The sequence below is a fragment of the Bartonella sp. PS7NMGDW genome (genome assembly GCF_042193585.1).
Taxonomy (GTDB): Bacteria; Pseudomonadota; Alphaproteobacteria; order Rhizobiales; family Rhizobiaceae; genus Bartonella; species Bartonella grahamii.
Genome location: NZ_JBHILX010000006.1, coordinates 85874 through 104802 on the forward strand (window position 1 = coordinate 85874; position 18929 = coordinate 104802).

16 protein-coding genes are annotated in these 18929 nt (G+C 37.4%); 9 read left to right on the top strand and 7 right to left on the bottom strand.

Going from position 1 to position 18929, the window contains the following annotated elements; genetic code table 11:
• Window positions 1-498 precede the first annotated feature (498 nt).
• Window positions 499-1806, bottom strand: coding sequence for an MFS family transporter (locus ACFIKJ_RS04805; protein ID WP_375626091.1), 1308 nt, complete (start codon window positions 1804-1806; stop codon window positions 499-501).
• A 194-nt stretch (window positions 1807-2000) separates the two neighbouring features.
• On the opposite strand from ACFIKJ_RS04805, the gene ACFIKJ_RS04810 reads away from it, so the two are divergent.
• From ACFIKJ_RS04810 to ACFIKJ_RS04840, 7 genes are all read left to right on the top strand, one after another.
• A complete protein-coding gene (locus tag ACFIKJ_RS04810) occupies window positions 2001-2795 on the top strand; it encodes a thymidylate synthase (protein WP_375627102.1) in 795 nt (264 codons plus the stop codon).
• Window positions 2792-3301: a dihydrofolate reductase gene (locus tag ACFIKJ_RS04815; protein ID WP_375651861.1), complete on the top strand. Its 510-nt coding sequence runs from the start codon at window positions 2792-2794 to the stop codon at window positions 3299-3301. The genes ACFIKJ_RS04810 and ACFIKJ_RS04815 overlap by 4 nt, the downstream gene beginning before the upstream one ends.
• A gap of 112 nt (window positions 3302-3413) precedes the next feature.
• Complete coding sequence (gene hflK / locus ACFIKJ_RS04820) at window positions 3414-4553, top strand: FtsH protease activity modulator HflK (RefSeq protein ID WP_375626085.1); 1140 nt, start codon at window positions 3414-3416, stop codon at window positions 4551-4553.
• A gap of 2 nt (window positions 4554-4555) precedes the next feature.
• The gene (gene hflC, locus ACFIKJ_RS04825; RefSeq protein ID WP_375627105.1) at window positions 4556-5494 is read left to right on the top strand and encodes a protease modulator HflC; all 939 of its coding nucleotides are present in this window, start codon (window positions 4556-4558) and stop codon (window positions 5492-5494) included.
• A 151-nt stretch (window positions 5495-5645) separates the two neighbouring features.
• Window positions 5646-7172 (top strand): Do family serine endopeptidase, encoded by a 1527-nt coding sequence (locus tag ACFIKJ_RS04830; protein WP_375627107.1) that lies wholly within the window; start codon window positions 5646-5648, stop codon window positions 7170-7172.
• A 933-nt stretch (window positions 7173-8105) separates the two neighbouring features.
• Complete coding sequence (gene miaA / locus ACFIKJ_RS04835) at window positions 8106-8978, top strand: tRNA (adenosine(37)-N6)-dimethylallyltransferase MiaA (protein WP_375651859.1); 873 nt, start codon at window positions 8106-8108, stop codon at window positions 8976-8978.
• Between the two features lie 269 nt (window positions 8979-9247).
• Window positions 9248-11047 (top strand): acetolactate synthase 3 large subunit, encoded by a 1800-nt coding sequence (locus ACFIKJ_RS04840; RefSeq protein ID WP_375627111.1) that lies wholly within the window; start codon window positions 9248-9250, stop codon window positions 11045-11047.
• 615 nt (window positions 11048-11662) lie between these two features.
• Here the strand turns inward: ACFIKJ_RS04840 and ACFIKJ_RS04845 are convergent.
• The 6 genes from ACFIKJ_RS04845 to ACFIKJ_RS04870 all read right to left on the bottom strand — a co-directional run bounded on the left by ACFIKJ_RS04845 (window position 11663) and on the right by ACFIKJ_RS04870 (window position 15064).
• Entirely contained in the window at window positions 11663-11935 is a 273-nt protein-coding gene (locus ACFIKJ_RS04845) for a hypothetical protein (protein ID WP_375627113.1), read from the bottom strand.
• Between the two features lie 205 nt (window positions 11936-12140).
• The gene (locus tag ACFIKJ_RS04850; RefSeq protein WP_375670312.1) at window positions 12141-12485 is read right to left on the bottom strand and encodes a hypothetical protein; all 345 of its coding nucleotides are present in this window, start codon (window positions 12483-12485) and stop codon (window positions 12141-12143) included.
• A 28-nt stretch (window positions 12486-12513) separates the two neighbouring features.
• Window positions 12514-12660 carry a hypothetical protein gene (locus ACFIKJ_RS04855; RefSeq protein ID WP_375670313.1) on the bottom strand — a complete coding sequence of 49 codons (147 nt, stop codon included), beginning with the start codon at window positions 12658-12660 and terminating at the stop codon, window positions 12514-12516.
• Window positions 12661-12885: 225 nt separating this feature from the next.
• On the bottom strand, window positions 12886-13107 hold the full coding sequence (locus ACFIKJ_RS04860) for a hypothetical protein (protein ID WP_375648639.1): 222 nt from the start codon (window positions 13105-13107) through the stop codon (window positions 12886-12888).
• A gap of 334 nt (window positions 13108-13441) precedes the next feature.
• A complete protein-coding gene (locus ACFIKJ_RS04865; protein ID WP_375670314.1) occupies window positions 13442-13906 on the bottom strand; it encodes an MFS transporter in 465 nt (154 codons plus the stop codon).
• 231 nt (window positions 13907-14137) lie between these two features.
• Entirely contained in the window at window positions 14138-15064 is a 927-nt protein-coding gene (locus tag ACFIKJ_RS04870) for a D-2-hydroxyacid dehydrogenase family protein (protein ID WP_375627117.1), read from the bottom strand.
• A gap of 1037 nt (window positions 15065-16101) precedes the next feature.
• On the opposite strand from ACFIKJ_RS04870, the gene ACFIKJ_RS04875 reads away from it, so the two are divergent.
• Window positions 16102-17223 carry an ATP-dependent RecD-like DNA helicase gene (locus ACFIKJ_RS04875; protein ID WP_375627119.1) on the top strand — a complete coding sequence of 374 codons (1122 nt, stop codon included), beginning with the start codon at window positions 16102-16104 and terminating at the stop codon, window positions 17221-17223.
• Between the two features lie 84 nt (window positions 17224-17307).
• Entirely contained in the window at window positions 17308-18042 is a 735-nt protein-coding gene (locus ACFIKJ_RS04880) for a pyridoxine 5'-phosphate synthase (protein WP_375670315.1), read from the top strand.
• Window positions 18043-18929: the final 887 nt, after the last annotated feature.

Sequence of the window (18929 nt, forward strand, 5' to 3'; positions counted from 1 at the left end):
AAAAAGAGGGGGTGGAAGCGGCTTATTTTCATGATGTTTCCAGTTTTTATTTTTGTCATAGAACAAAAACAGTGCTCATATTTATAGGAGGATATGTTTAGATTTTTATTGTATCTTTAACGGTGTCATCGATCATTCAGATCAGAAAGGGGGGTTGAGAGATGATTGATTGGTGATAATAGATGCGCTTTAATGTCCATTATTAGACAAATAAGGAAACGATGTTTTGCTTATTTTTGATAAAGAAAAGAGGATATTAATTAAAGCAGATTTGATGTTTTAAAGCTAAGTGTACTGGATTTATTGGTATCATGAAAAATATAGGGTCATGGCATGAGGTACTTTATTCATCATGGTTTATATCAAAGAAGAGGATATCTCTCCTTTATGACACGAGAGATGTTTATGATATGAAAGGCATGTCTATAAATTGATTTTACAGTATTATCATAATCAAGAAGCCCGAAAAATCGGGATTCTTGATTTAGTTTAGAAAATTTAATGGATACTATCACCTTGAAGATAACCCTCTTTCCGGGCATCTGGCATTAAGAGAACAGAAATGAATGCAATAATCATCATGCCGGTTATATAAAAATAGAAGACAGATTCATATCCAAGATCTTTTAATCCAAGCGCGACATATTCAGCAGAACCGCCAAACAGTGCGTTGGCAATAGCATAAGAGAGCCCAACTCCTATTGCTCGTACTGAAGCGGGAAACATTTCTGATTTTACAATGCCAGAGATGGATGTATAAAAGCTCATAATGCATAGCATTCCAATAATGACTGATAAAGCAATCCATGTACTATCAGTACTACCAATCACATTAAGTCCGGGAATGGTAAAGATAATAGATAAGACACTCCAAATAAGGAGTGAAGTTCTTGTTCCAATTTTATCAGCCATAAAACCAAATGCAGGTTGAAGTAACATGAAAACAAAGAGTGCAGCAGTCATCACAGTTGTGGCTGTATGTTTATCAAAGCCGGTGGTTGTAATCAGATATTTCTGCATGTAAGTCGTATAGGTGTAGAATGTGAGCGATCCTCCAGCGGTAAAGCCGATAACTAGAAAAAAAGCTTTTCGGTGGTTGCTCAAGAGTCCCCTAATACTACCAGCTTGTGCATTAGAACGACTTTCTTTGGTCGTTGTCTCATGGAGCGTGCGGCGTAGATAAATCGCAACAATTGCTCCTAGTCCACCAATGGCAAATGGGATACGCCAGCCCCATGCTTTTAGCTGATCTTCAGTGAGATAAAGCGCTAAAATGAATATAACAAGACTGGCTAGAAGTTGACCACCAATCAGTGTGGTGTATTGGAAAGAGCTAAAAAATCCTCGGCGATTTTTGAGGGCGATTTCACTCATATAAGTTGCTGTTGTACCATATTCACCACCGACAGAAAGCCCTTGAAGCATTCTGAGTAAAAGTAGAAGAATTCCTGCTGCTACTCCAATGGTTTCATAGGTAGGGAGTAGGGCGATTAAGAACGAACCACCACACATCATAAAAACTGAGATAAGCATTGAGCGTTTGCGTCCGTAACGATCGGCAATGAAGCCAAAAAGCCATCCGCCGATTGGGCGCATAAGAAAACCAATAGCAAAGACACCAGCCGCTTTTAAAAGTTGTGTAACGACATTGCCATCTGAGGGAAAAAATTGTGATGCAAAGTAAATGGACGTAAAGGAATAAACATAAAAGTCATACCATTCTACTAGATTACCTGATGCACTGGACACGATAGCCCAGATACGTTTTCTTGTATCATGTGGTGCTAAAGTTGGTTCATTCTCCATAAATTTATCCCTTTTATGATCATACCTAACTTGTTTCTTTTAAAATTTATTTACGATTTGATTCATCAAAATGCAATCGTATAATAATGATTTCCTATAAAAGATGTTTGGGAGGAGGATTTTTTTGAATTGTATTTTTATAAATTTTGAAGTTTCTATTTCCTGTAACGTTAAGAATCAACCATAATATTTATATGAAAATCTATCTTGATCTTTTATCGCATGTTTTAAATAACGGCATTGATCGTACAGATCGAACCGGTGTGGGGACACGATCAATTTTTGGGTATCAAATGCGGTTTGATTTGCAAGCTGGCTTTCCTCTGTTAACAACGAAGAAATTGCATTTGCGCTCGATCATTTATGAGCTTTTGTGGTTTTTGAGGGGTGATACAAATATTGCATGGTTGAAGGAACATGGTGTGTCAATTTGGGATGAGTGGGCTGATGAGAAAGGGAACCTTGGTCCTGTTTATGGTTATCAGTGGCGCTCTTGGCCTGCTCCCGATGGACGGCAGATTGATCAAATCAGTCATCTTTTGACGATGATTAAAGAAACGCCTGATTCTCGTCGCTTAATTGTATCTGCTTGGAACCCCGCACTGATAGAGGAGATGGCTTTGCCTCCTTGTCATTGTTTTTTTCAATTTTATGTTGCTGATGGGAAGCTATCCTGTCAGCTTTATCAGCGTTCAGCAGATATTTTCTTAGGTGTTCCGTTTAATATTGCTTCCTATGCGTTGTTGACGATGATGATTGCCCAAGTAAGCGGACTTAAAGCGGGAGACTTTATTCATACTCTGGGTGACGCTCATCTTTATTCTAACCATTTTGAACAGGCGAGATACCAGCTGTCTCGTATACCAAATGCTTTGCCGTTGATGCTTATAAATTCAGCGGTAACAGATCTTTTTTCTTTTAAATTTGAGGATTTTGAATTGCTTAATTATGAAGCGCAGCCACATATTAAGGCACCGGTAGCAGTATGACTTTTCCAGTTTGTTTAATTGCAGCTGTTGCAGAAAATGGTGTTATAGGTCGTGAAGGTGCGATGCCTTGGCATTTATCCACGGATTTGCAACGCTTTAAAGCTTTGACTTTTGGTAACCCCATTATTATGGGGCGAAAAACATGGGATTCTCTTGGGCGTCCTTTACCAGGGCGTACAAATATTGTTATTACCCGTAATTGTGCATTCACGGCTGAAGGCGCTGTTATTGCTCATTCTTTGTCGCAAGCCTGTTCTATCGCAAAAAGTGTGGCTTCTCAAAATGGTGCAGATGCAGTTTTTATTATTGGGGGTGGTGAAATTTTTCAACAAGGGTTGCATATGGCTGATAAAATATTCCTTACAGAAGTTTTAGCTTCTATAGAAGGGGATAGTTTTTTTCCTGTTTTTGATAAAGAAAAATGGACTATTGTAGAAACACAAGATATTCCAAAAGGAGAAAAAGATAGTCATCCGACACGTTTTGTGGTTTATGAGCGGAAATAATCATAAGTGAAAAGAACCTGTCAGTTGTATTGTAATGAGATAAGAGAATCCCTATAAGATCTAAGTGAATGGTTGGTATTTGAATGAGTGGTAGTCAGTTAAAGAGGTGATAATGCCCTGGACAAATCAAAATGGTGGTGGCCCGTGGAGTGGCGATAAAAACAGTGGTGACAAAAAAACACCAGCTAAGAATCTCTTTGGTTCTGGTGGCGGTAATGGTGGCGAAAATGGTCCTAATCTTAATGATATTTTGCGCAAAGGGCAGGATCAGTTTAAACAATTCGGGAGAAGCAGTTTTTCTGTTTTATTCCTTCTGCTTATTGTGTTTTTTTGGCTATACCAGTCAATTTATATTGTTCAGCAAAATGAACAAGCGGTAGAGTTGCGCTTTGGCATCCCTAAAGAAGGCATTATTGGTGATGGCTTGCATTTTCATTTTTGGCCAATTGAGACCTATATGAAAGTACCTTTAACGGAAAAAACAATTGCGATTGGTGGGAAGCCTGGTCAGGCGCAACAAAGTGATGGCTTAATGCTTTCAAGTGATCAGAACATTGTTAATGTTAATTTTTCCGTTTACTATCGCATTTCATACCCTAGTCAGTTTTTATTCAATGTGAATGATCAAGAAGGAACAGTTCGCCAAGTTGCTGAGAGTGCAATGCGTGAGGTCATTGGTTCGCGGCCGGTTGATGATGTTTTACGTGACAAGAAAGAAGAAGTTGCTAATGACGTCAGAAAGATTATTCAGTTGACTGTAGATAAATATCAACTTGGTGTTGAAATAAGCCGTGTGTCTATCAGTGAAGCTGCTCCTCCAACAAAGGTTGCTGCTGCGTTTAATTCTGTTCAGCAGGCGGAGCAGGAACGTGGAAGAATGATTGAAGAGGGGAATCGTGTGCGTTTTACGAAAATTGGTTTAGCAAATGGTGAAGCTTCACGCACACGAGAAATCGCAAAAGGTGAAAAGGCACAAATGGTTGAAGAGGCAACAGGGCGTGCGGAACGTTTTCAGGCGATAGCTCGTGAGGCTGCGATTTCACCAGAAGCTGCTCGCTACCGTCTCTATATGGAAACGATGGGGCGTATTCTTTCTTCACCAAATAAGTTGGTTTTTGATCAGGCAAATTCTCCAGCGGTGCCCTATTTACCTTTGAACGAATTGTTGCGTAGCAATTCATCAGAAAAATTGAAGGCAACATCAGCGCGTCCTGCATCGCTTTCGGATTCTCGCATTTCTGGAGGATATTAATTATGCAGCAATCTCGTTTTTTGTTTGTTTTTAGTGCTATAGTGTTTGTTTTGATGATTTTGTGGATGTCCGTTTTTATCGTCTATCCTCGTCAACAAGTAGCAATTAAGCGTTTTGGACAAATTGTTCAGGTAGAATCTAACCCTGGAATCTATTTCAAGGCGCCCTTTATAGATAAGATCATCATTGTGGATAATCGGTTGTTGCGTTACGATGTTCCTACACAATCTGTACAGGTTCGTGGTGGTGCGTATTATGAGGTGGATGCGTTCTTTATTTACCGTATTACAGATCCTAAGTTGTTTTTACAGCGCATTGCTTCTGGGCGTCCACAAATTGCGGCACGTGAAAACCTTGCACCACGGTTTATTGACGCTTTACGTGCTGTTTATGGCAAGCGAGAATTTAAAGCAGCCTTATCGGATGAACGAGGTGCGATGATGGCTGAAGTACAGAAGCAGTTTTCTGTAGATGCAGGTTCGTTGGGTATTACCATTGTTGATGTGCGTATTCGTAAAACCGATTTGACGGATGCTGTTTCAGAAGATGTTTATCGGCAAATGGCAGCTGAACGTGAAGCTGCTGCGGAAAATATCCGTGCTCGTGGTCAGCAGGAGCGAGATCGTATTGTGGCAGAAGCTAATCGTGAATATGAAGAAATCGTAGCAGCTGCAAAGCGTGATGCTGAAATTACCCGTGGTGAAGGTCAGGCTGAAAGTATTCGTCTTTTATTGAATGCGAGGGAGGCTAATCCATCTTTTTACGATTTTTGGTTGGCGATGGAACAATACAAGAATTTAGAGCATACTCCGATGGTGATTTCACCAAATGAGGATTTCTTTTTCTATTTTCGTAATCCGCCGCAGGCAAATAAATCATTCTTACCGACAATGAATACTGGCCTCAGTAAAACGGATTCAAAATCGGGAGAGAATAGATAAAATAATGGATTGCAGATACGAGATTTTGCATGAAAAGAATGATCTGTGACCATTTTCTTTTATGATAAAAGTCGTAGAGAGTATCGAGCCGTGCTGGTTTTACATAGATAAATTTAGTGGGGCTCTTTTCAGCTTTGGTTAAAGGCATGTCATGGATAGAAGTATCGTGAGTAGAAATACGTTTTTGAAGTCTTTTATCACAAGAGTTGTTTTGTGTGTGGTTTTGTTTTTATCAGGATCAGTGAATTTGTCTTGGAGCGCAGAGACAAACAAGACATTGCTTTCTGTTCCTGATTTAGCTTCTGAGCTTTTGGAGACGGTTGTGAATATTTCTACGGCACAGACTGTTGAAGGAACCGAACAGGATGAAAATACTTCGGTACCCGTTATTCCCAAAGATTCATTGCTGGAGGAATATTTTAATGATTTTTTTACACCCAAAGATGGTCAAAAAAATAGTCAATTTCAAAAGGTGCGTTCTTTGGGGTCTGGTTTTGTGATTGATGCGCAAAAAGGGATTATTGTTACAAATTATCATGTTATTGTTGATGCTGATGATATTGAAGTTAATTTTACAGATGGTACAAAACTCAAGGCGAAGCTTCTTGGCAAGGATAGCAAAACTGATTTGGCACTACTTCAAGTGGATGCGGGACGTAAAAAATTAAAAGCTGTGCGTTTTGGTGACTCAGAAAAAGCACGTATTGGTGACTGGGTTATGGCTATTGGTAATCCTTATGGTTTTGGTGGAAGTGTAACGGTTGGTATTATTTCTGCACGTAACCGTGATCTTAATGCTGGTCCCTATGATAATTTTATTCAAACAGATGCAGCAATTAATCGGGGCAATTCTGGTGGTCCGTTATTTGATAGAAATGGTGAAGTCATTGGCATTAATACAGCAATTGTTTCACCTTCTGGAGGATCTATCGGTATTGGGTTTGCTATTCCATCGGATATGGCCCTTGCTGTTATTAATCAATTGCGTGATTTTGGAGAAATAAGGCGTGGTTGGTTGGCTATTCGTATTCAGCCGGTAACAGAGGATATTGCAAAAAGTTTAAAATTGGACAATGCTGTAGGAGCATTAGTGGCTGGTAAAATAGAACAGACGGAAGAAAATAATGTAGATAATAGCCAGTTACAAACTGGAGATGTTATTCTTTCCTTTGGTAATGCAAAAATTAAGCATGCACGTGATTTGCCGCGTTTAGTTGCAGAAAGTTCAGAAGGAAAAGTGGTGGATGTTACTGTTTTACGGAATGGGCAAGAAAAAACAGTAAAAGTTAAGCTTGGACGTTTGATTGAAACAGATGCAAATGAAGATATAGAAGAAGAAGTTGATGATAAAAAAGACAATGATCTGTCGAAAAGCGTGACAATGCAATTTATGGGAATGACGCTATCTGAATTGACAGAGGATTTGCGTCATCGTTATTCAATTTCAGATAAACTTCGAGGACTAGTGGTAACATCTGTTGCACAAAATAGCGCAGCGGATAAAAAGCGTATTCGCGTTGGTGAAGTCATTATTGATATTAATCAGAGTGCTATCACAACAATCGATGAGGCTAAAAAACGTATTCATAAATTACGTGAAGCTGGACGCAAAAATGCTCTATTCATCGTAGCGCGTCCAGATGGAGAGTTACGGTTCCTAACGCTCCTAATGGATTGATACCCCAATGGATTGAGGCTTAAAAATTAATTTTTTGTTTTTTATCAGCCTTGGTATGTGGCTACTTTGTAGCTCAACCATGTGATGTCCAATATTTCTCAAGCTCATTTCATGACAAAAAGGCATGGATTGTATAATATAAAATCCGTTGGGCAGCTCTATTTTTGCATTAAATAAAAGTACAAGTTGGTACCATAATAGATTTGCTAGTTCCCAATATTGCAACAGCCTAGGCTTTGAAGTGCTGCATAAAAGATCTATGTCTTGTGTTTAAGTCAAATTTTTATCTCTGCTTTTGATGCACAAGTGAATGGTATTGATATGGCACTTTATGAGAAGGATAAAAATGAGAAAATCTTATGATATTGGGAGCTCTTATTCAGGTTGCAAAACGCTCAACTATTATAAATAAAGGGTGCAATTATTATAAATCATGTTTTCTTTAGTGAGACTTTTAGAACTTTGTGATTGTACTTTGTGTGCTATAGAGAACGTTTTTTTACTTCATTTTGAAAAAAGTTATCCTAGAGAAAAATGATATTAGACTAAATTAGTTATATATATTTATACCTTTCTTGGTGATGGATGAAAAAATAGTTATAAGAAAGAGAGCGTACAGAAGACAATTTCTGAATCTCTTATTATAAACCAGAGTAACATGCTGTTTTTATAGGAAAAAATAAAGCTGTTTGATTGTATAGGTTAAGCTCAGTATTATTTTCATAAATGATGACAAAGAATATGTTTATTTTTAATGGACTAACGGACAGAATGATTATGGCTGTAATTTATTATTGAATTATGATAGCAAAAATGCTTGGAAATTCCTTTGGTGTCGTTATTAAGTCAATTTTTTCTTTTTTTATAAGTTTCATAGGGGGCTTTGGGGGCTGTGTGTTGCAATAAGTTATTGATTGGGAGAAATTGCTATTCATGACACAGAGAACAGTTACATTAATAGCGGGACCAACGGCAAGTGGGAAGTCAGAACTTGCCTTGAAAATGGCTCAAGAAAAAAATGCTCTCATTATTAACACTGATTCAATGCAGGTTTATGATGTTTTAAATATTTTAACGGCACGGCCTACAGAGGCTGATACTGCGATTGTTCCACATTATCTTTATGGTCATGTGAGTCCTACTTTGAATTATTCAGTAGGGCAATGGTTGTGTGATGTCGAGAAGCTATTGGCTACTTTTTCTTTAAGATCAGTTATTTTTGTTGGTGGAACAGGACTTTATTTTCGTGCTCTTTTAGAGGGGATTTCGGAAATCCCTCATGTTCCAGATGTTGTGCGGCAGAAGTGGCGACTTCGGCTTGATAAAGAGGGCGTTGCAAATCTTTATCGCCAGTTGTTGCAGATTGATGCTGTTGTTGCTGAAAAAATTTCTTCGCACGATGGTCAACGTATTGTCCGTGCTTTGGAAGTTTATGATGCAACCGGTAAGACGCTCAGTTGGTGGCAGAAACAAAAAACAACACCTCTCATAGCGCCGAATTTCATCGAAAAAATTCTTCTCATGCCACCACGTCTTCTGCTTTATGAACGTATTCATAAACGCTTGGATTCTATGATTGAAAGAGGAGCTTTAGAAGAGGTGATGATTATGAAGAATCTTAAGCTTTCCCCTTCATTACCAGCAATGAAGGCTATTGGTATACCTGAATTTATGGCTTATTTGGATGGATATAGAAGCTTTGAGAATGCTCTTGAAGCGGTGAAAACACAAACGAGGAGATACGCAAAAAGACAAATGACATGGTTTCGTAATCAATTTGATGAAGAATGGATGCTTACTTTTTGATAAAAGAGCTAGAGCTTTGCAAAGAAACTTATCGAAAGATAAAAGATAATTCGTGAAAAAGAATTTTTTAGAAAATATAATTTTTTATTGACGAATGGTATCAATGGAATTAGAAATCTTTCTACAAGGAAATTTTTATATATTTTATACGTTGGAATAATGGGGGTGATCATACAGTATGTGTTGTGTAATGGGCTCCTTTGGGGTCTTTTTTTATGGGCTCCGTTAGGGGCTTTTTTATTGTCCTATCAAGTAGGTGAGTGGGAAAAATGAGAAATGATCCAAGAAAGCAAGAGAGTGCAGATGGAAAAATAATGTCGGGGGCTGAAATAGTGATTCAGGCTCTTATAGATCAAGGGGTTAAACATATTTTTGGTTATCCTGGTGGGGCTGTTCTGCCTATTTTTGATGTGCTCTATCACCAAGATACACTCCAGCATATTTTGGTGCGCCATGAACAAGCTGCAGGGCATGCTGCTGAAGGTTATGCACGCAGTACTGGAAAGGTAGGCGTTATGCTTGTGACTTCTGGTCCAGGCGCAACGAATGCTGTTACACCTTTGCAAGATGCTCTTATGGATTCTATACCTCTTGTTTGTTTTTCTGGTCAGGTAGCGACAACGATCATCGGAACAAATGGCTTTCAAGAAGCTGATACGGTTGGAATTACAAAGCCCTGTACGAAGCGTAATTGGCTGGTTAAAAACGTCAATGATCTTGCGGCTATTATTCATGAAGCTTTTTCTCTTGCTCAATCAGGTCGTCCTGGACCGGTTTTGATTGATATTCCTAAGGATGTTCAATTTGCTTCAGGAATTTATAGAGCACCTCAAGCGCCGACATTTATGCGTTCTTATTCAAAGCCGAAAGGGAATGCGCAGGCTATTGAAGAGGCTGTTTCTCTCTTAGTAGAAGCAAAGCGTCCTGTTATTTATTCTGGTGGTGGTGTTATTTCATCAGGGATGGAAGCTGTAAAGCTTTTGCGCGATTTAGTTCAACTGGGTGATTTTCCGATTACATCAACGCTCATGGGGCTTGGTGCTTATCCCGCTTCTGGCAAAAATTGGCTTGGAATGCTTGGGATGCATGGAACCTATGAGGCTAATATGGCCATGCATGATTGTGATGTTATGTTGGCTGTTGGTGCGCGCTTTGATGATCGTATCACAGGGCGATTGGATGCATTTGCACCTCATGCGCGTATTATCCATATTGATATTGATCCTTCTTCTATTAATAAGATCGTAAAAGTGAAAGTGCCCCTTATTGGTGATGTGGCTTGTGTTTTAGGAGATATGACGCAACTCTTAAAGATACAGAAACCAGCGTTTAACAGTGAAGTCCGTGAGGCGTGGTGGACGCAAATTAATCGCTGGAAAGCTCGTAATTCATTGGCATATATGGAAAAAAAAGATGTTATCATGCCACAATATGCTCTTGAACGACTTTATGCTCTTACTAAAGATGCATGTGCTTATATCACAACGGATGTCGGACAGCATCAGATGTGGGCAGCACAGTATTATCATTTTGATGAACCAAAACATTGGATGACTTCTGGTGGTCTTGGAACGATGGGGTATGGTCTTCCGGCGGCTATCGGTGTTCAAATAGCACATCCTGATGCGCTTGTTGTGTGTATTTCTGGTGATGCCTCCATTCAGATGAATATTCAAGAACTTGCAACAGCTATTCAGCATGATACACCAGTGAAAATTTTTATTTTAAATAATCAGTATATGGGGATGGTTCGCCAGTGGCAGCAATTGCTACATGGTAATCGTCTTTCTCATTCTTATACGGAATCTATGCCTGACTTTGTGAAATTGGCACAAGCTTATGGAGCCGTGGGAATTCATTGTTCAAAACCCGATGAACTTGATAATAAAATTCAGCAGATGATTGACTGTGATAAGCCAGTTCTTTTCGATTGTCGTGTTTATCATTTAGAAAACTGTTTTCCTATGATCCCATCGGGATGTGCTCATAATGAGATGTTATTACCCGATGAGGCAAGCGAGGAAGCTGTTGCAAATGCTGTTTCTTCCGAGGGAAAGATTCTTGTATAAAATGAATATGTTAACAAAATAGTAAAGGATGGTGATGAAGTCTTTGGAGTCTTCATCTCTGTCTCTTCTTTGTGGAGAGTTCCTATTATCCTTAGAGCTCATTTTATGATTTTCATTCTTTGTTTAAAGACATGGGGTGTATTATTATTTGTATGCGATGTTTGTTTTTTTAATTCATATGTTCACATTAATAGCTATTTCGTTGCATTTTTTAGATAATATATTGAATTGTCTGTTATAAATTAATTATGTTGTCTCATATATGAAAGATTCCATTGTGCAAGAAAAAAGCCACCGTGCTTGAAGGGGGCAACCATGCAAACCGTCATACTTGTGAAAACAATAGAAAAGTTTGTCACTATGTTTTGGTTTCGCATTATGAAATTACTCCAAATCGCTCTTTCAAGGGATTGATAGGAAAATCCCCCTAGCGGCTTGAAAGGAAGGGCAAATATAACAAAGATCAAACGCAGCCATAGAAAATCAATTGGCCACCATAGCTTATAATCAGGTAGTAATCTCACCTGATTATGCGGGGGAAATCCATACATATGAGATGTGTAGTCAATATATATAAACCGGAATAATACTCAACATCGTATCATTATCAGGACATTAACATTGAAAATCAAATATTCTTTCTTTTATTTGTTCTACATATTTATGATTCCATAAATCTGCAGACACAAACACTCTTTGAATCCACCGCATTGGATTTTCATAACTATCAAATGATCCAAAAAATTTACCTCCAGAGTGTAGAGCCATTCTGTTATCAATGTATAATAATCTTCCTAGTTGTACATCAATTCCAAAAGATACAGTCTTCATAGCTTCATAAAAATGATTTAAAGCTTCCTTAGCTTTTTTTGACTGTGGCTCTAACATGCCCAGATAAAAAACAGCGCTGATATCTGGGAATTCACCGTCCTCTCGAACTAGGAGGCACTTTACTTGTAGAGGTTACCCAATTTCTCCTCTATAGAAAAAATTAATTATATATAAATTATCCCTTAAGCTACTCAAATCCTTCTCACTTAAAAGTTTTAAAGCTAGATGTGCACCAGATATTCTCGTTAACGGGCCATCAACATCATTGCGAACACCAGAAAAATATCCCTTTAGGAGATAAATTTAAACTCGTTATAAATTTTAGTGCAGTATTTTCTATATGAAAATCTAACTCAACTTCAGATCCTAATCCTGTATAATCTTTTTTATTATCCTCTAAAGGAACTAGGTTGTTTACTATATGTTCGCCTTCAAATTTAATTGAATAAGGCTCTCCGATTAATAAAGAAAACATCATAATTAAATTTTCGCTAATATAGCCACTTTTACAAGACGCATCTAAATTATAAGGATTAGGTGACGTATTAATTTGTCTATCAATTGGAAGGTTTTCAAAGCTTAAATATGCTCTAGGGGTAATAGACATCTTTTGATTCATAAGAATTGTCAATATTCTATGGGGTAGCAGCGAAAATGCTATTTTTTTTTAGCTTAACCGAATATTCAATACCACCGTATGGATCATAAATAACATGGTCTAAAGCCTCCCAAAGTTTGTCTCTTTCGCCATTGCTCAACTCAAAAGTATTTTCATTTATCATTATAATTTCCTCCCCAATTATTTTTCCCTACTTTCTTATTAAGAAAAGTGAAAAAATAATAATTAAAATTAAAATTAGCCATGTTAGTAAATAAGTGTCTGTAAAATCTTGGATTAATCCAAATAATGGTGGAGCAGTAATAATTGCGATTTGATTTACATACATTGCTAAACCCAGAGAAAGTCCAACGCTTTCTTTCGACGAAGAGTCTACAATATAAGCAACTCAAGGGCCATACCATCCTAATCCAAAAAAACCTAACCAAGCAGATAAAATAGTTAAATAAATTATCGATCCACTAATACCCAAAATTAATATTAAAAATCCAAAAACGACTGCAATCATGCAAAAGAAGACAGGAAAAAATCGTCCTTTTCTACAATGATCACTCCACGCTGCTAAAATAATTCTTCCTAAGGCACCAGAAGCCTGTGAAACAAAGAACAAATAAGCACTTTTATCTAAAGACAGGTGATAGATTCTATAAAAATAAATCATTATAAAAATGGTTAAAACATATTAAACTATCACAAGTGAAACGCCTGAAAAAATAATATTCTTCATATACGGCATATATGGCGCAGCCAACATCGCAAGACGAGACAATACCTTTGCATGGAACGAAACTCTTGCCTTACTTTCTGGAACGAGAGCTACAACTTTTGCTGGTGAGTGATAAAAAATAATAATATACATCCACCTAAAAAAGAAACTATGGCACTGACCAAAAACGCACCTTGTATGCCATAGACAAGCGCACTAGCAGGAAGAACTATCCCAGCTAATGTCCCCCACCTAATGGTAGCCTCGTCTGCTTTATTCCCATTGCAAATCCGCGCTGCGATTGTGGAAACCATGAAGAAACAGATTTAGCGCCACCGGGTTGAGCAGAACTATAAAATCCCCCTACAATTAGCAAACAGACCAAAAGGGAAATATAGTTATCTGCGATTGCTCCCAACAAAAGAGCGACAGAAACACCGACCGCTCCAACTCCAACAATATAGCGCTCGTTAAACTTGTCTAGTAATTCGCCAGCTACAAGTAACCCAATAATAGGTAGGAATTGCGCTGCTGAAGACAGCAAACCTATCTGAGAGTCACTAAGCGAGAAATCCTTCTTAAAAAATTCAGCTAAAGGACCAATCCCTTGAACAAAGAAGCAAGCTGATGCTTGAGCGATAGTGGCAACAAGCAATATAATCCATCTATAATAATTTTTTTCTATAAATTTATTATTGCTCACTATGCCCCCTCCAATTAAAGTGTATTCCAATAAAGTAGCCTTTTTTTAATAATGCTTGCAACAATAAATTAGGTATTTTATGCTGATTACATAAAAATCTGTCAATACGATTGGTCTTAATATGAAAGCTAAGGAATATGCTTAATTTAAGGAAATAAGCTATTATGTGTCGTGCAAATTTGATACGCTAGCGATATAAGATAAATTTTACAAACATTGGCTCATCCGGCATTAAGCGCTCTTCATAAAAGACGCTATATTTTGGCAAGCTTTTTCAAAATAATTCTCAAAGCTTTCTTCAGTCACATAGCCCAGATGCGGTGTGCAAAGAACTCTATCTGATTGCAATAATTTGCTCTCATATACCGGCTCGCTGTCATAAACATCCAGTGCAAAGTAAGTTGAATTTTCCAAACTTAGTATTTTTTCTATCGCCCCTTTTTCAACCAAAGCTGAACGCGCTGTGTTGACAAAAATAGCATGAGGTTTCATGCTCAATAGGTCATCTAATTGAATGATTTCTCTGGTTTTATCGCTTAAACGTAAATGTACGGATATAATGTCAGGACGTGTAAAAAATTCATCTTTTGAATGCGTAAAATGATAACCTAAATTTTTTGCTTCTTGCGTTGAACGTTCGCTCCCATAAACCAAAATGGACATGCCAAAAGCTTGAGCATATTGAGCAACCATTTTACCAATACGCCCAAACCCGAATATTCCAAGAGTAGCCCCTTTCATTTGGTTGCCAAATGTTGTTTGCCATCGTCCTTTTTTCATATCAGACACAGATTTACAGAGTTTTCTACGCGCAGACATAATTAAGAGCCACGCAAATTCAGCAGCAGAAGTTGGATCTCCACCACCGTCTAATATTTCAATTCCTAAGTCTCTACAAGCTTCTATATCAATATGTGAACCTATGGGGCCTGTTTGGCAGATTAATTTTAAATTTGGCAGTTTCAGGAGAAGATTTCTATCAACCATGGTCCGCTCTCTGATTAAGATAAGAATATCTATCTCTTTGAGCTTATCTTCTAAATCACATTCTTTAGCTAAATTATTTATAACAAGCACTTCATGCGATTTCATTAATTTTGTAATAGACTGTAATGTTAGGGTAGCTTTTTGATAGTCATCTGGAATTAATATTTTCAATTTAAATCTCCCGTTTCATTCATCAATATTTGAGCTCATTATTTCATTTCTAAAACAACCAAAAAGCAATCTCATCGCTGATATTTTGACATAACGCCAAGCCTATTAACAAATTATACCCATTGATTTCATTGTTGTTTCTAGCAATAAGAATAGCATTAATCAGTTAGTTTTTATAAACTTTAAAACATTGCGACAAAAAGTTTGACTCAGTAGATGGAGAATTGCGCTTTTCTCATATTCTAGAGGACGGACCTGAAGTGCTACGCTGGACTGAAACCCATGTCCCAGTTTTCTTATAATAGACTACCAAGAAGGCCATACTTACGAACCAGATTTTATTGTCGAAACAGAAAACGCTACATATTTGTGCAAGATAAAGCGGGCTTTATATAAGCGTGATGTCTCTCTTTATTCGTTGAGATATAACTTATTTGTAGCATGAAGAGTAAATTTATTAAAATCGTGATAAGAGGGAAATAGGAAATATATAGGTGTATCATCATAGGGTTAAGTCGTTTTGTTGAGAGCTATTTCTATTTCCGCCAAAAGGTTTTTGATATATTTAATTATTATTTCGTAATAGTGGATGTACTTTATTTTTATGTGCAAGAAAGCTGAGTGATTGTGTAAAATAGTATTCATAAAATTACATTATTCTTATCCTGTTAAGGACATTTTTTCTAGCGAGGGTTTTGCAATTGCAATGCTCTTTTTCTCATTCTAAATTTTGGTTAGAAAAAGCGTATATAGGTATTATTTTAAATTTAAGACATGCATATTCCATTGTTGGTGTTACTGTTGTAAAAAATGATATTTTATTTGATAAGTATAAGGTGTTACCAAGAAGATCGATGTATAGATAAAATTTAGATTGCTACAATATCTTGAAAAAGCAATGGGTAAATAATTGATAATTGTGCTATGAAAGTTGTTAGATGGGCGTGTGTCAGCAATTCTTAATAAAAAAGTTTTTCTTGATAGTTGGTTTTTTTCAAAATAGTGCTCTTTTTATGCAAATTTTATGTTGGTAAGTCATGCAGTTTTCACCGGAACAGGATAATGCATTGAAGGCTGTTGCTGCGTGGTTGAAAGAGGGGCGTTCTCCACTTTTTCGCCTCTTTGGCTATGCGGGGACGGGTAAGACAACGCTGGCACGCTATTTTGCTGAAACAGTTGATGGTTCTGTTCAGTTTGCGGCGTTTACAGGCAAAGCGGCACAGGTTTTGCGCTCTAAAGGTGCCAGTAATGCTTGTACTATTCATTCGTTGATTTATTGTCCGCGTGGGGAAGAAGAAGTTTCCGATGAAGTTACGGGAAAGAAGTCTATTGCACCGACATTTGCATTAAATCGGAGGAGTGCAGCTGCACAAGCTAAGCTCATTATTGTCGATGAGTGCTCGATGGTAGATGAAAAATTGGCGCGTGATTTAATGAGCTTTCGGACGCCAATTCTTGTTCTTGGTGATCCAGGTCAATTGCCTCCTATATCAGGTGGAGGATTTTTTTCTAATGGAGAACCAGATTTTCTTCTTTCAGAAATTCATCGGCAAGCGCGGGATAATCCGATTATACGTCTTGCTATGGATGTGCGTGAAGGACGCGATATTGCTTATGGTGACTATGGAGAAGCGCGCGTTGTTACACGTAAAGAGGTCAATCAACAATTGGTTTTGGATGCTGATCAGGTATTGGTAGGGGTTAATCGTACGCGCTACCTTTATAATCAGCGTTTGCGTGTGTTAAAAGGATTTACAGCAGATTATCCGCAAGCAGGAGACAAGCTTGTGTGCTTGCGAAATGATCCTACTAAAGGTTTGTTGAATGGCTCTTTATGGAAGGTGATGACTTCACAGAAGGAAACAGTTAAACCAAGTATTAATCTTCTTGTGAAACCAGAAGAAAGTGAGCGTGGGGTAGCAAAGATTAAACTGTTAAAAGCAGCGTTTGAAAACCCTGATCAAGAAATTTCATGGCAATTAAAAAAGCGATATGATGATTTTGATTATGGGTATGCATTAACGGTTCATAAAGCGCAAGGTTCTCAATGGAATAACGTCGTTTTGTTTGATGAAAGTTTTGCATTTCGTGATATGTATGCGCGCTGGCTTTATACGGGAATTACGCGCGCAGCAGAACGTTTAATGATTGTTCGATAGAAAAAATATGTATATTATCTAAGTTTCAGATGGAAAATGCCTTTTTTCTATCTTGTTACACACTATAGAAAAATGGAAATGGGCATGGCGGTAAAACTTTCGGTTAATCTTAATGCTGTTGCTGTTTTGCGTAATCGACGGAATCTTCCGTGGCCAAATATCACGCATATTGGGCATATAGCGCTTGCTGCTGGAGCAGCAGGTTTGACTGTTCATCCACGCCCCGATGAAAGGCATATTCGTTTTGCGGATTTGCCAGATATATACTGTTTAATCAAGAACAATTTTCCTGCGGCTGAGTTTAATATTGAAGGTTATCCCAGTGATCAATTTTTGGATATTGCTGAAAACTACGCGGATCAGATTACCCTTGTTCCTGATGATCCAAATCAGCCAACGTCTGATCATGGTTGGAATTTTTCTCATGATGCGGAATTTTTGGCACCCGTTGTTAAGCGTTTGAAAAAAAGAAAGATTCGTGTATCACTTTTTGCTAATCCTACTATCGACGGTCTTGATATTGCTAAAGCAATAGGGGCTGATCGTGTGGAATTTTATACGGGATCTTACGGTGGTGCATTTCAGGAAAAAATAAAACAGGATCAGGAGCTCAATAAACTTGTTTTAGCAGCAAAAAAAGCCAAAGAACTGCAATTAGGTATCAATGCAGGTCACGATTTGACGATTGCTAATCTTCCTGCTCTTATCAATCGTATTCCTTGGCTTGATGAAGTTTCTATTGGCCATGGGCTCATTGCCGATGCATTAGAGTATGGAATGCGTGATACTGTTCAGCGTTTTGTTCGGTTATTATCGTAATCTTTTTCTCTCTATGAAATTGAAAGAGAAATTTTTATAAAGCTTTGCCAATTTATCTTAAAAAATAATATATGTTTAGATAACTAGCACTATTAGCGTGCATTATAAATATTCTATTGTTGCTCTGTTTATTGGTTGCTTTCTATCTTTTGTTTTTGAGTGTATGCGATGTTTTTTATTTGTACTATCTATTAGGGAGAAGAAATAGGGATTGGAAGGTATTTTCCTTGTAAAAGAGTGCGTAGGGTTTTTATGGATCAATACACAAATTTTCTTGATGTTTGAGCTCATTTTACGGGTTATCTGTAAATAGTATAATGTAAAATCATCCATGGATGATATGAAGTCTATTGCTATCATCATTTTATTGGCTAATTCAATGTTGTGGCAGTTTTTGGCATAGTGGCAGTTTTTGGCATATAAGGGTTTTGATGATATTGACTTGTAGCTTTATGAAGTAAAGAGAGTGGTGTGCAATAAATCTTAGGCGATTATAGGGGGACTAGAAAAGGGCTCGAGCACATTAAAAGTTCTTTATAAGGCGCCATAAATGAATAACATAATGGCAGTATGGGGGTGTTCTTTTTCGCGTGAGAAGCGTGGATATTAAAGAACGTAAAAATTAAAATGTTCTCTTTATTATTCTAAAAATATTGTTGTATATGCTTTTGAATATTGTATTAAAACAATACTTGTTATTTTGTAATTTTTCTTGCTATCCGTATTGATTTGGTTCATGTTAAAAATTGTATATTTTATCTTAATTTTTAGAATATAGTTTTTTGTTGCACGATAGAAGAGTAAAATATTAGCAAATATATTTTCTTTAGAAATCTTGTTTTGCGTAATTATTCTTTTTGTAGAATAGTAGTTGAAGTTGATTTGGG

What these genes read in the sequence shown, in the direction of transcription:
- ACFIKJ_RS04805 (WP_375626091.1), bottom strand. Translation starts at nt 1,806, where the DNA reads ATGGAGAATGAACCAACTTTAGCACCACATGATACAAGAAAACGTATC.
- ACFIKJ_RS04810 (WP_375627102.1), top strand. Translation starts at nt 2,001, where the DNA reads ATGAAAATCTATCTTGATCTTTTATCGCATGTTTTAAATAACGGCATT.
- ACFIKJ_RS04815 (WP_375651861.1), top strand. Translation starts at nt 2,792, where the DNA reads ATGACTTTTCCAGTTTGTTTAATTGCAGCTGTTGCAGAAAATGGTGTT.
- hflK (WP_375626085.1), top strand. Translation starts at nt 3,414, where the DNA reads ATGCCCTGGACAAATCAAAATGGTGGTGGCCCGTGGAGTGGCGATAAA.
- hflC (WP_375627105.1), top strand. Translation starts at nt 4,556, where the DNA reads ATGCAGCAATCTCGTTTTTTGTTTGTTTTTAGTGCTATAGTGTTTGTT.
- ACFIKJ_RS04830 (WP_375627107.1), top strand. Translation starts at nt 5,646, where the DNA reads ATGGATAGAAGTATCGTGAGTAGAAATACGTTTTTGAAGTCTTTTATC.
- miaA (WP_375651859.1), top strand. Translation starts at nt 8,106, where the DNA reads ATGACACAGAGAACAGTTACATTAATAGCGGGACCAACGGCAAGTGGG.
- ACFIKJ_RS04840 (WP_375627111.1), top strand. Translation starts at nt 9,248, where the DNA reads ATGAGAAATGATCCAAGAAAGCAAGAGAGTGCAGATGGAAAAATAATG.
- ACFIKJ_RS04845 (WP_375627113.1), bottom strand. Translation starts at nt 11,935, where the DNA reads ATGTTAGAGCCACAGTCAAAAAAAGCTAAGGAAGCTTTAAATCATTTT.
- ACFIKJ_RS04850 (WP_375670312.1), bottom strand. Translation starts at nt 12,485, where the DNA reads ATGTCTATTACCCCTAGAGCATATTTAAGCTTTGAAAACCTTCCAATT.
- ACFIKJ_RS04855 (WP_375670313.1), bottom strand. Translation starts at nt 12,660, where the DNA reads ATGATAAATGAAAATACTTTTGAGTTGAGCAATGGCGAAAGAGACAAA.
- ACFIKJ_RS04875 (WP_375627119.1), top strand. Translation starts at nt 16,102, where the DNA reads ATGCAGTTTTCACCGGAACAGGATAATGCATTGAAGGCTGTTGCTGCG.
- ACFIKJ_RS04880 (WP_375670315.1), top strand. Translation starts at nt 17,308, where the DNA reads ATGGCGGTAAAACTTTCGGTTAATCTTAATGCTGTTGCTGTTTTGCGT.